Raw genomic sequence first — 13,115 nt, 5'->3', positions numbered from 1 at the left:
CACTATTTGTGATATGGTTCACCACGATTAATCCGAAATGACCGGTAAATTTGTTCGACTAAAATTAAGCGCATTAATTGATGTGGGAAAGTCATTTTTGAAAAGCTCAATTTTTCATCCGCGCGCTTCAATACTTCTTCACTCAATCCTAGTGATCCGCCAATGACAAAAGCCACCTTGCTTTTTCCGTAGGTGGCTAATTTATCAAGACTGTCCGCAAGTTCCTCTGACGATTTTAGCTTTCCATTGATGGCTAAAGCAATGACATAGGTGTCGGGACTAATTTTAGCTAATAGTCGCTCTCCCTCTTTTTGCTTCACTTGAATCATTTCCACTTCACTTAATTCTTCCGGCGCTTTTTCATCTGCTACTTCGATTACATCGATTTTTGCATAGCTATTTAAACGCTTTACATACTCCTCTATCCCTAATTTTAAGTATTTCTCTTTTAATTTCCCAACGGTAACAATTGAGATATGCACAATTCATCCCCACTTTATAAACATTTTACAAACAAGATATCCACAGGAGTTATCCACATATTCACAGATACCATCCACATTTAGTATGAGATCATTCGTTCCCTACCATATATATTGCGGGTTTTCCACAATATCCACAGATATTTGGGAGGTTTTCCACATTTTCGAGCTTTTCTAACCTTGGAGCAACTTCATGCTCATCCACTATATCATCTAAGGCTAGGTCAACATGTTCTGAACAACAATAAATCATTTTTTCATCTCCATTTCACATTCTTACTAATAAAGTATAATCAGCCTTTTATAATTTATCCACAGTCCTAGCTTCCATGCAAGAAATAAATAACAAAGGCGATCGAAAGCTACTGCTTTCAACCGCCTTTAAAGAGAATCTATAGATTTTCCTCAACTAGCAACAATGTCGCCTCTTGTAACTTTCCGTTTCGATAAAATTTAATCTTTAGCTCATCTCCAGCTTCTTTTTCATTATATAAATGCTTACGTAAGTCAACGGAGTCTTCTATTTTCTCTCCATCCATCTCGACTATAACATCAAACTCTTGTAGTCCAGCTTTACCCGCTGGTGAATTTGGTGCAACTTCTAAAATCGCTACTCCATAATTGATATCTTCCGGAAGGTTCAATGTAGACTGTTGGTAACGGACCGGAATTTCACTCACTGAACTTAAACTTACTCCCATATAAGGGCGTTTTACTTCCCCATATTGTTCTAAATCTTCAATGACAGGAATGGCATAATTAATCGGAATCGCTAATCCGATTCCTTCTACTGATGATTGAGCAATTTTCATCGAGTTGATGCCAATTACTTGGCCTTCAATATTTACTAGGGCACCTCCACTGTTTCCAGGGTTGATTGCTGCATCTGTTTGGAGAACTTCGGCTTGCCAATCTGCTGATCCATTTTGATCAATATCAACTGGAATGCTTCTTTCTAAGCCTGAAATGATTCCTTGAGTAACAGAACCGGAAAACGTTAACCCAAGTGGATTCCCAATTGCGATAGCAGGTTCACCAATTTGTAATTGGTCTGAGTCACCAAATTCAGCCACCGTTTTTACATTTTCTGCGTTCATTTCAATTACCGCTAAATCCGTCCATGGGTCTCCACCAACCAATTTCGCTGGGGATTTTGTTCCATCACTAAAAGTCACTTCTAAATCCTGTGCACCTTCAATGACATGAAAGTTGGTAACAACAAATGCTTTGTCACCATCAACCTTATAAATGACACCAGACCCGGTACCAGCCTCTTGACTCTGATTCGTTTCAAACCAAAATCCACGTCCTGATTGAATATTTGTAATCCCTACTACGGCTTCACTTGTTTTTTCAACTGCTTCAGTTATCGCGGTCTGAACATTAACGGAAACACTTTTTGAAGCTTTCGTTCCATTATTCTCTGGTTGTGTCACTGTCTCAGTTCCATTCTTCGGCCCAACATTATACGGAAGAGCTCCAAGGTTTGCTAAAGCTGGAATGCTAAAAATAACGATAAGACCACCAATAATTGCACCAGCTATACTTGCAAAAAAGATTTTTCCTTTAGACCCTTTTTGTCGTTCATAACGGGTTGTTTGATCACCATCATAATAGCCCATGATATCAATCCTTTCACTAAGCAATTGAATTTCAGTCTTTCATTCTTATAAATCCATTATAACCATTGTCTAGCAGAATTTTAATTTTAAGCATTTGTCCAGATCTAAAAATTTTAAAAATGCCTATTTCACAATGTAAACTCGAGGATACTAACCATGATCTGGACTTTGCTATAAGGGACTTTTCATCCTTTTATACCCAGATAACGAAAAAAGGATAAAAGCGGCTGCCTTCATCCTTTTATCAAACTTATTATACAGCCGTTAATGCAGTTGGCTTTTTAGGATCCGTATCCAATAGGTGGAACTGCTCTCCTGCTCGAATTCCCCGGCTTTCCAGCGTTTGTGAAACAGCCATTCTAGCAAGGTCTTTCATATTATTATCCTGACTTAAATGCGCTAAATATATTTTCTTTGTTTGATCTCCAATGACCTCACTCATTGCAATTGCGGCATCTTCGTTGGAAACATGTCCATAGTCACCCAATATTCTACGTTTAATATTCCAAGGGTAGCGCCCCATGCGAAGCATCTGTACATCATGGTTGCTTTCAAATACATAGACGTCCGCATTTGCAATAATCCCCTTCATCCGATCACTCACATATCCGGTATCGGTGATTAACACAAGCTTTTTTCCTTCATGATGAAATACGTAAAACATCGGTTCAGCGGCGTCGTGGGAAACACCAAAAGATTCAATATCCAACGAACCAAAACTTTTTACCGTCTCCATATCAAAGGTAAACTTTTGCTCAATCGGTACTTCTCCAATTAAGCCATCCATTGCTTTCCACGTTTTTTCATTTGCGTAAATTGGCAAGTTATATTTACGGGCAACGATTCCTATGCCTTTAATATGATCGCTATGTTCATGCGTCACTAATAAACCGTTGAGGCTCTTCATCTCCCGGCCGATTTGCTGGAATAAAGCGTCCATCTGTTTCCCGCTTAAGCCAGCATCAACCAAAAATCTCTGGTCCTCCGTCTCCACATAGATCGCATTTCCCGTACTCCCACTTGCGAGAACACTAAAATGCATGGTCATCTCTATTCACTCCGTTATATTATTTTTGTCACGATTAAACTCAATTACTTGCCCTTCAAAAGCATGGACGAATAGATTTTCTTCCCCATTGACAACAATTCTCCATGTTGGGGCAAGCACTTGAGACGCAGCTAATTGTATGAGCGTAGAATAACCTAGTTCCACTTTTGTAATCTCACTTTTAGGTTCTAGGTATCCTTTTTTATATAAGATTTCAATTGCCCCTAAAGGAGCCAAAATCTCTTCCTCTCTCGACATTTCTTCGATTTCTTCAAGAAAGGTTTGTTCATAAATTTCAACTTCGTTCTTTTCGTTGATATAAAAAGTCAACTTTCCATTTAAGTTATGATACATCATCTTTCCGTCATAAACTTGATAGAAAGTAATCGTCCCGTTCGAATCATCTTTTTCCCAAAAACGATACTTTTCTCCCGCTGGGACAATTCCAGCAATGATAGCAGCAAACTCTTCTGGATTAAACTTTTCACTGAGTTTAATTGGTTCGTCAAGTTGCCCAATCATCAAGGAGCCGTCTTCATTATTGCTAATTCCTTGAACATTATTAGGCAAAACCTCATCCTCTGAAAAAACTTTAGGTTTTACGCTAATATAACGATCCTTTTTTATTTCTTGTGCTGGCTGACTATAGGTTAATTTAATTTCATTGTTTTCAAGCATTTCCTCAATTGAAGCCTCTTCAATTGCCTCGTAGTTCGACTCACTTTGTGTATTGGTAAACTGAAAAATGAGGTAGATGTCTAATAGAAGGAAACTGATGATAAAGATGGTTTTGATTCTGCTCCAATCCATTAAACACCGCTCCCTTCATCTGCCGTCAACTCATACCATTCGCCATTATATAAATAGAACCAGCCTGGTTCAAGCGTAACAACGGAAACATCCTGTGCATTTTTCAGCATATAATACCCTGGCGTAATATCTTCAATTACCTCCGCATCGAGCCCAGTTTTTTGTAAGATCGTTGAAATTACCTCACTGCCAGTAGATAAGCTTATCTTTTGAACATCGCGGTTCAAAAGCATTTCTAACTGAAAGCCTGGTCTTTCATAAAGTTTAACCTCCGACTGTCCCCATTCTTGAACAATTTCAGATAACCCCACCTGATTAAAGATTGGATATCCCTCATCGCTATACATACGAAAGACAACCTGTTGATTAAAATCATCTTTATGAACAAACCGAAAAGGATCGGTCCACCCACTATGACCATTTACAAAATCAATGCTTCTCTGAATTAAATTACTGGTTCCTATCACCGATTCATTTTCCCGAAACGGTTTAACATACGTAATAATATTTGTTTTATTATTCACCGTTAATTTACTAGCCTCAGCAATATACTCTTCTCCATCCGAAACGAAGTTCCTTTGGACAAATCTTGGGTCTGTGAAAATCGCATCCCTTAATAATTCCGTTTCAATTGGGTTTCGTAGATACGTATACTTTTTCATTTCAGTAGCGTACTTCGGCAAGTAAATTTGTTTATTGTCTTTGCCTTCAAAAGTTATATAGGAATCATAGGACGTAGCCTTTTGAAAATAATTTCGAAACAGCTCATTGATTGCTGCTAAATTGACATTTCCAATATAAGATTGCTGACTGGTTGAAGAGTAAAAGTAAACCTTGCCTTCTGAACCCTCACCGGCCACAACATCAATAATCATTCGGTCAAAATCAAATTTAGGCATATCAGGATCTTCGAAGTTTAATACCTTCCGATAAATTTCGATAGGAATTTCATCTGGAAAGATAAATTCCGTATATTTTCCTTTTGCTAACTGATCCATTAACTCTGAGCTATGATCAGCATATCGTCTAATATCATAGAACTTCCATTTTCCAAGCATAATGATCAATTCATCAATTTCCTGACTATCCTGTGTACCATACTTTTCGCCAGCAACATGGAACACCACTTGTTGAGGTTTAACCACATTTTTAATTTCCATCTTTGAACCTAGGGCGACTTCATTTACTGTATCTTCATTTCCAATCAGTTCGTAATTCGGTTGGAAGGTCCAAATGTTCCAAGTTAGGATTGCACTTAGACCAATTAAGAACGTTAAAATAAAGGTTTTTATCGTTTCAAACTTCATGACCACTCATCCTCTGCTGTTCGGTCATAAGGAAGGGTAAAGAAGACTGTCGTTCCTTTTCCTTCCACGCTTTCCGCCCATATATCTCCATCATGTGCTTGAACCATCTCCTTGGCTATTGCCAGACCTAGACCTGTTCCGCCAAGCTTACGTGTTCGCGCTTTGTCTACTCGATAGAAGCGGTCAAAAATTTTACCCACATTCTCTTTAGGAATCCCCATCCCTTGGTCAGAAATGCTGATGACAATCTCACTATCTTCTTCCTTCACTCTAAAAGTAATTTGTCCCCCTTTAGGTGAATACTTCATTGCATTTGAAATAATATTATCTAGTACTTGTGTAATTTTATCATTATCAATCTCTACGAAAATAGCGGCCTCAGGTATTTCTCGAACAAACGTGACGTTTTGATTTTTAGTAAGTTCAAAGCGGTCAATCACCCTATTGAAATAAAGGGAGAAGTCAATCCATTCCTTTGCTAAGTGATAATCCGTTCGATCCATTTTACTAAGTTGCAATAAATCATTCACAAGTCTAATCATTCTTTCTGTTTCTGTACGAGTCGTTTGCAAGAACTGAGGAGCAATATCTTTATCATCCAACGCCCCATCTGCCAAAGCTTCTAAATAACTTCTCATTGTCGTCAGTGGCGTGCGTAATTCATGGGAAACATTTGCTACGAACTCACGCCGTTCCATTTCAATTTTTTCTTGTTCGGTTATATCATGGAGAACGGCAATTAACCCATTCACAAAACCACTTTCTTTTTGAATGACAGAAAAGTTGGCACGTAAAATGAGAGGCTTCTTTTCTGTACTAAAATCAAGAATAACTGATTCCTGTTCTAGTAATAAGTCCTCAAAAGTGTAATCTTCTTCTAATCCTAGAATCGAAACAATTTCACTCGAGAGAGCTGTTTCACGTGAAACATCCAACATATCCGCTGCCGGTTTATTGATTAATATAATTTTTCCTTTGCGGTCTGTTGCAATGACACCATCTGTCATGTTCGAGATAACAGAGCTTAACTTCCGCTTTTCTCCCTCAGTTGTTGCTGTTGCTTCCTGGAGTTTCTTCGTCAACACATTAAATGTCATTGCAAGTTGACCAATTTCATCGTTATCATACACTTTAACTTTCCGAGAAAAGTTTCCCCTTGTCATGACAAGAGCTTGTTTCTTCATATCCGCAATCGGTCTCGTAATGGTTTTGGCTAGCAGAATTCCTAACAGCGCGGTGAAAACAAGAGCAATCCCTGTACCCGTAAACAAAATTCGATTAATGTCTTTCATCTGGGAAAAGATATTTTCAACCTTTGCAACGAGGTAAACAGCGCCAATTACTTCCCCTTCTGAGAAGATTGGGGTTGACTGAACCCAAACACGATTTGGCTTTACGGTTTGCTTATCTACCTGAATACTTCCCTCATCTTTTTCAAGGGCAATGGACCTTTTAATTTTTAATTCTGTGATCCGTTGACCAACGATCCCTTGTTTACTTGGGTCCGACGTGCCGAGTATCCGAAAATTACTCGCATCAATCACACGGACTTCTGAGATATCTGAAGCTGAAGGCTTATAATCTTTTAACAATTGCCGAATGGCTTCTTCTTTCGTCGGATCCTCTTTCCCTCTCTCTTTCACCATTTCCTCTTCAATATCAAATACAAGCATATCGACGCGTTGTTCAAGTGAGTTCTGAAAGTTCGTCATTAACGTATCTTCTAAAGTCCGTACGAAATACACACCAATGATTTGCATGGCGATTAAAATTAATAGCACATAAATAATGACAAATTTTAGATGAATCGAACGAAAAAAACCGACCTTTTTCATGAACCTTATTTACTCCTGTTCAGAGTTTCTTAGGTAATAGCCAACTCCTCTACGGGTTACAATCCACGTAGGATGACTAGGATTATCCTCTATCTTTTCACGTAGGCGACGCACTGTGACATCGACTGTACGGACATCACCATAATAATCATATCCCCAAACAGTCTGAAGCAAATGTTCTCTCGTCATGACTTGTCCAATATGTTTCGCCAAATAATGGAGCAGTTCAAATTCACGATGTGTGAGCTCGATTGTTTCCCCACGCTTGGAGACAACATATGCATCTGGGTGAATCGTTAATGAACCAACCGTTATTTCGTTTGTCTGCTCTTCTTCCTCTACGCGTGCAGCAATTTGCTGGTGTCGGCGTAGGTTCGCTTTCACTCTGGCAATTAATTCACGCGTACTAAATGGCTTGGTCACATAATCATCTGCACCTAGCTCCAGACCAAGGACCTTATCAATTTCAGAGTCTTTGGCTGTAAGCATAATAATCGGCATTTCATATTTTTTTCGGACTTCACGGCATACTTCCATTCCATCTTTTAAAGGCAGCATGATGTCCAGTAAAATGATATCAGGCTGAATCTCTTCTACCATCTCTAGGGCTGTATTTCCATCATAAGCACAATAAACTTCATAACCTTCTTTTTTTAAATTGAATTGTAAAATATCTGCAATCGGCTTTTCATCATCGACAACAAGGATCTTTTTTTCCATCATCTCTATTCTCCTTTTCGTCCTTCTATAGTCTATTTCATTTTAAACTTACATTTTTCGTTTTCATAAAAATGTTCTATCTTATCTATTTTACTGTATTCTAACGAAAAACTAAATTCATCTAGCATAGGTTATGCAAAACATCCGTGGAAAATAGGCCAATAATAGGAAAAAGCCTCTAGCCGTTCTAGAGACTTTTTTCCTATTATATTAACGGCTAAGCACTGACCGAGGATCAACCACTTTGCCATTTTTGCGAACTTCAATATGAAGATGAACTCCTGTTGAGTCTCCAGTAGAACCCATTACTCCAATTTTAGAACCTTTAGCCACTGTTTGTCCAGCTTTAACGGAGATGGAATTAAGGTGTGCATACAATGTGCGATACCCATTTTGATGGTCAATAATGACTTTATTTCCATATCCGTCATTTTGATTGCCTGCTGAAACGACTACGCCATTATCAATCGTCTTAATGGAGCGTTCACTTGGCCTCGCAATATCCATTCCTTTATGGAAGCTTCCCCAACGGTAGCCCATATTACTAGAAACGTAGCCGCCGTTTGTTGGCCAAACGAAATCACCAGTTCCTCGGGATGGAACTACTTTGGTTCCTTTAATCACTATTTCCTCTACCGGCTCTTCTAGAACCTTTGTTTCAATAGCCTGCTTATCGACAACTTCGCCATTTTTTTCTGTTATGGAATACGTTACACCTTTTTTTCCATCTTTTCCTTCTTGTTTAACTTTTGTATCTCCCTTAAACATCGAATCGTCTTCCACGACTTTCTTTTCGTGGGAAACTGTTTCGGTTTGATATACCTCTTTCGTAATTTCCACGACCGCTAATGGTTTCTGATACGTTACAATCAGTTCCATACCTGGTTTGATAAGGGTATCTTCACCAAGTTTAGGGTTAAGTGAGACTAATTGTTTTAAATTTAAATCATGATCTGTTGCAATGCTTCCAAGAACATCTCCTGATTTCACTTTATATTTCTTTTCTTCTAACGTACCTTTATTAAAAAGCTGAACAGCATCTTCAATAGATAAAACTTCCTCAGGATTTACCTTTGCTTCTTTAACAACCACTTCTTCTGACAGTTTAGCATCTAAAATTCGGGTTTGATCTTCTTTTAATTGTGGTAAAGATTCATTAGGCATAGCCTGTCTTTGGTTATACTCAGCCAATTCTTCTTCACTCATATGTTGTAATAATAATTCATTGATGACGTTCTCAGCAGAATCCTGATTGCTTACATAAGCAACTTCCTTTTCATCAATGATCAATGCAGAAGCATTAGCCTGAATTTCCATTTTTTCTTCTACTTTCTCTAATACTTCCTCAGTATTAAGGGAAACTTCCGCTAAGAAAGTTTGCTCTGGAATGAAAGCTATTTCTGATGAAGCATCTAACTCAATCTCTTTATATTTTTCTTTAAATTTATTTAGTTTTTCTTCAATGACTTTTTCGACTTCTTGCTGATCCGCTACTGTTCCAATGAATTCATCTTGTATGTATACATGATAGAATGTCGTTAATTCTGGATTTGAAGTAGCCATTGCATTTCCTGTTCCGAATGTAAGCGCAGTTCCGATTATTGCGGCTACGATTGTATTTTTCATTACTGGTATTCCTTTTCGCATAAACCCTAGTAATGTCGTTCCTCTCTTTGCCATGATATCCTCCTGCAGGTACATAAGAACTAGTACCATAGTTTATAATTCTAGTAAATCACCTTTTTAAGGGTACCATATTTGGTAAAAAAAAGATTATTTGATTTCATAATGTAACAAAAATGTATAATAACTGACATTTTACTACAATACAACGGGTTTTTTCTGCACCTTGACTAGTAAGTCTTTCTCTCCAAAGCGATGTCAAAACCTTGAAAAATAAAGGATCCCTCGACCACCGCTTTGCAGAACATGTTCTTTTACATTACTAAAATAGTAAAAATAGGCCACATTTATCTTCTGTAACATTTCTGTAATCTAAACAACAATTAAGGAGATTTTTGCAGGCTTTGCCACTTTTCAAGTAGCGAAGCGTTGCCCCCTTACAGGTACAGTCGCCTAAAAAACTTCCTTAAACCATAAAAATAAACAAAAAAAGGAACGTGTAGCTATCTACACGCTCCCTTTTTTAATGGCTCAGGACGGAATCGAACCGCCGACACATGGATTTTCAGTCCATTGCTCTACCGACTGAGCTACTGAGCCAAACAACAAGCAGAATTTAATATGTAAAGTGACCCGTACGGGATTCGAACCCGTGTTACCGCCGTGAAAGGGCGGTGTCTTAACCGCTTGACCAACGGGCCAGTTAAAGAAATGGTGAGCCATGAAGGACTCGAACCTTCGACCCTCTGATTAAAAGTCAGATGCTCTACCAACTGAGCTAATGGCTCTCATTATAACTTGTCATAATTCGACAATTTTCGTCGTCCTTGAACGACTTTTTTATATTAACATAGTGATTAACCTTTGTACATGTTTTTTTAAAAACTTTTTTAAAGGCCTTTTACCTTGCCGCTATAAACAAAAAAAGACCTCCAAGATAGGAGGCCATTTTTTCATATTCGGATTAAATCTGTCTCCAAGGACTACGCACGACATTTGTTTGATTCCGATCTGGTCCCACCGAGAAAATTGATAACGGAATTCCCGTTAACTGTGAAACCCGTTCAACATAATGTCTAGCGTTTTCAGGTAATTCACTCAATGTTTTGCAACCAGTGATATCTTCCTTCCAACCTGGGAGTTCTTCGTAAACTGGTTCACACTCAGCAAGAACTTTCAGGCTCGCTGGAAATTCCTCCATCACTTTTCCGTTATAACGGTATGCAACACAAATTTTTAATGTATCAATGCCGGTTAAAACATCAATGGAGTTAAGAGACAAGTCTGTTAAACCACTAACGCGCCGGGCATGACGGACAACAACACTATCAAACCAACCAACACGGCGTGCTCTTCCCGTAGTTGTTCCATATTCACGCCCCACTTCACGAATTTGATGGCCAATCTCATTGTCTAACTCTGTTGGAAATGGTCCATCCCCGACTCGAGTCGTATAAGCTTTACAGACACCTACTACATGATTAATTTTACTTGGGCCTACACCAGACCCAATGGTTACCCCTCCTGCCACAGGGTTAGAGGATGTAACAAATGGATAGGTCCCTTGGTCAATATCCAGCATAACCCCTTGTGCCCCTTCAAACAAGACACGTCGACCTTCATCTAGCCCATCATTTAAAACAACCGAAGTATCGCATACATACTTTGCAACCTGTTGACCGTATTGATAATACTCTTCGAAAATATCTTCTATTTTGAACCCTTCAGTTTCGTACATTCTTTCAAACAAACGATTCTTTTCTTCTAAATTTCGTCTGAGTTTCTCTTCAAATACTTCTCGATCAAGAAGATCGGCCATCCGTATCCCAATACGCGCTGCTTTATCCATGTAAGCAGGTCCAATCCCCTTTTTCGTCGTTCCAATTTTATTAGCACCTTTTCTTGCCTCTTCCACTTCATCTTGCTTTAAGTGATAAGGCAAAATGACATGTGCTCGATTTGAAACTCGAAGGTTTTCCGTCGAAACCCCTTTGTCGTGGAGGTATGCTAGTTCTTGTACTAGCGCTTTCGGATCGACAACCATTCCGTTTCCAATGACGCAAACTTTATCTTTATAAAAGATACCAGATGGGATTAAGTGCAGCTTATATGTTTCACCATTAAATTTAATTGTATGTCCTGCATTATTTCCACCTTGATAACGGGCAACTACCTCAGCATTCTCTGATAGGAAGTCTGTAATCTTTCCCTTTCCTTCGTCTCCCCATTGCGTTCCGACTACAACAACTGATGACATTTCCGAAAGCACCTCCAATAATATTATGTAAAAGTTCCTGTTTACTAACCAATTAAGTCAATTTTAACAGTTTTATCCGTAAAATTCCATTAAAATACGAACATTTTTAAATAAAATCGATTAATATGTTCACATTATAGTTTCCCCGATAAGTAAAGATTCTATTATCAATTGCTCTTATAAAAATTATTTTTCCTGAAAAGAAAAGGCTGTTTTCGTGAAGTTTGTTTTTAAAATCCTAAAACCTTGTAAACAAAACTTTGGAATGGAATCTAGCCAATTCATTTTATATTTCCTTATAATAAGCAACAATCTTTGAGAAAAGTGCCTTGAGCAAAGCGCAAAAGAAAAAAGAGAGGCGCATGAATTTTTTCATGCGCCCAACTGTTTCTCCATTTAGTTACTACTCCTCCGGATTACAAGTTTTGTATTAATAAATATTTTTTTCGCAACTTGTCTACCAGCGATGCGTTCCAAGATAGTATCTACTGCCGTTTCACCCATTACCTCTGTATGGACTTTGACTGTAGACAAAGCAGGAAATACATATTTGGAAACACTGATGTCATTGACCCCTATTAAGCTTACACGTTCTGGTACTTTGACTTCCTCTTCATTTAACGCTCGTAAAGCACCAATAGCAATCAGATCATTTGCTGCAAAGAAGGCTGTAGGAAGTGAGTCTCCTTTTTCTTCAATTGCTTGTTTCATCATCCTGTAACCATCTTCAACTGAAAACGTTCCAATCCACATATTGCTTTCATCTAGTCGTTTTGCTTCTAATAGATAGGACTTGAAGGTTTTCTCCCTGATTTCCTCAATCTCAGCGGAATGATCCTTAAATTCTTCACGACCACCTAAGTAGCCAATTTTAGAATGTCCCTGCTCAATAAAATGCTTTAGAACCGTCCTTGTTACTTTTTCAAAGTCGATGACAATTGCATCAAATTTATCTTCTTCAGGATTTGAGTCAACAAAAACGAGATGCTCGGCAATTTTCGATAATTCTTCAACCTGTCCGTTACTAAACTTCCCAACTGCAATAATCCCCTGGATATCTTCCTGCTTCATACTCTCAATACTGTTATAGAAATTGACCACCTGAACTCCGTGCTGCTCACAGCGCTGTTCAATCCCTAGCCGAATTGACATATAATACAGATCATTTAATTCCTCTTTTTCTGTATACCAAAGGAGAATTCCAACCCGAGCTGAATTGGCTTTTTTAGAAGGGCGTTTTTTATACGAAAGTGCCTCTGCAACTTCAAAAATTTTCTTTTTGGTTTCATCGCCAACAGATAATGTTGAATCATAGTTAAGGACTCGCGAGACTGTTGCAATTGAAACACCTGCTTTTTCAGCAATGTCTTTAATGGTCGCCATGTTTCACTTCCTTTCAGTGCCATCGCAC

General features: G+C 38.3%; 11 protein-coding genes and 3 tRNA genes. All 14 read right to left on the bottom strand.

All coding sequences use genetic code 11. The features are described from left to right. Nucleotides 1-2: 2 nt before the first annotated feature. Nucleotides 3-482 (bottom strand): 23S rRNA (pseudouridine(1915)-N(3))-methyltransferase RlmH, encoded by a 480-nt coding sequence (rlmH, locus tag M3182_RS20905; protein ID WP_251428329.1) that lies wholly within the window; start codon nucleotides 480-482, stop codon nucleotides 3-5. A 91-nt stretch (nucleotides 483-573) separates the two neighbouring features. Continuing rightward, the gene (locus tag M3182_RS20900; protein ID WP_251428330.1) at nucleotides 574-735 is read right to left on the bottom strand and encodes a CxxH/CxxC protein; all 162 of its coding nucleotides are present in this window, start codon (nucleotides 733-735) and stop codon (nucleotides 574-576) included. Between the two features lie 139 nt (nucleotides 736-874). Then, on the bottom strand, nucleotides 875-2,104 hold the full coding sequence (locus tag M3182_RS20895; protein WP_251428335.1) for a S1C family serine protease: 1,230 nt from the start codon (nucleotides 2,102-2,104) through the stop codon (nucleotides 875-877). Nucleotides 2,105-2,357: 253 nt separating this feature from the next. Then, nucleotides 2,358-3,152 carry an MBL fold metallo-hydrolase gene (locus tag M3182_RS20890; protein WP_251559869.1) on the bottom strand — a complete coding sequence of 265 codons (795 nt, stop codon included), beginning with the start codon at nucleotides 3,150-3,152 and terminating at the stop codon, nucleotides 2,358-2,360. Nucleotides 3,153-3,158: 6 nt separating this feature from the next. Next, entirely contained in the window at nucleotides 3,159-3,962 is an 804-nt protein-coding gene (locus M3182_RS20885) for a two-component system regulatory protein YycI (protein WP_251428341.1), read from the bottom strand. Beyond that, entirely contained in the window at nucleotides 3,962-5,269 is a 1,308-nt protein-coding gene (locus M3182_RS20880) for a YycH family regulatory protein (RefSeq protein WP_251559867.1), read from the bottom strand. The genes M3182_RS20885 and M3182_RS20880 overlap by 1 nt, the downstream gene beginning before the upstream one ends. After that, a complete protein-coding gene (gene walK / locus M3182_RS20875; RefSeq protein WP_251428347.1) occupies nucleotides 5,266-7,104 on the bottom strand; it encodes a cell wall metabolism sensor histidine kinase WalK in 1,839 nt (612 codons plus the stop codon). Before walK ends, M3182_RS20880 begins: the two co-directional genes overlap by 4 nt. Nucleotides 7,105-7,113: 9 nt before the next feature. Further along, on the bottom strand, nucleotides 7,114-7,824 hold the full coding sequence (yycF, locus tag M3182_RS20870) for a response regulator YycF (protein ID WP_251428481.1): 711 nt from the start codon (nucleotides 7,822-7,824) through the stop codon (nucleotides 7,114-7,116). A 210-nt stretch (nucleotides 7,825-8,034) separates the two neighbouring features. Next, nucleotides 8,035-9,504: a peptidoglycan DD-metalloendopeptidase family protein gene (locus M3182_RS20865; RefSeq protein ID WP_251559864.1), complete on the bottom strand. Its 1,470-nt coding sequence runs from the start codon at nucleotides 9,502-9,504 to the stop codon at nucleotides 8,035-8,037. A gap of 470 nt (nucleotides 9,505-9,974) precedes the next feature. Beyond that, nucleotides 9,975-10,047, bottom strand: a tRNA-Phe gene (locus M3182_RS20860). Nucleotides 10,048-10,076: 29 nt separating this feature from the next. Next, nucleotides 10,077-10,148 (bottom strand) — tRNA-Glu (locus tag M3182_RS20855). Between the two features lie 11 nt (nucleotides 10,149-10,159). Beyond that, nucleotides 10,160-10,235, bottom strand: a tRNA-Lys gene (locus tag M3182_RS20850). 176 nt (nucleotides 10,236-10,411) lie between these two features. Continuing rightward, complete coding sequence (locus M3182_RS20845; protein ID WP_251428352.1) at nucleotides 10,412-11,704, bottom strand: adenylosuccinate synthase; 1,293 nt, start codon at nucleotides 11,702-11,704, stop codon at nucleotides 10,412-10,414. A gap of 396 nt (nucleotides 11,705-12,100) precedes the next feature. After that, complete coding sequence (locus tag M3182_RS20840; RefSeq protein WP_251428355.1) at nucleotides 12,101-13,087, bottom strand: LacI family DNA-binding transcriptional regulator; 987 nt, start codon at nucleotides 13,085-13,087, stop codon at nucleotides 12,101-12,103. Between the last annotated feature and the right edge of the window lie 28 nt (nucleotides 13,088-13,115).

The organism is Mesobacillus maritimus (genome assembly GCF_023715205.1).
Lineage (GTDB): Bacteria > Bacillota > Bacilli > Bacillales > Cytobacillaceae > Mesobacillus_B > Mesobacillus_B maritimus_C.
Note: the sequence above shows the minus strand (reverse complement) of the source record. Positions and strands in the feature narration are given on the sequence as shown.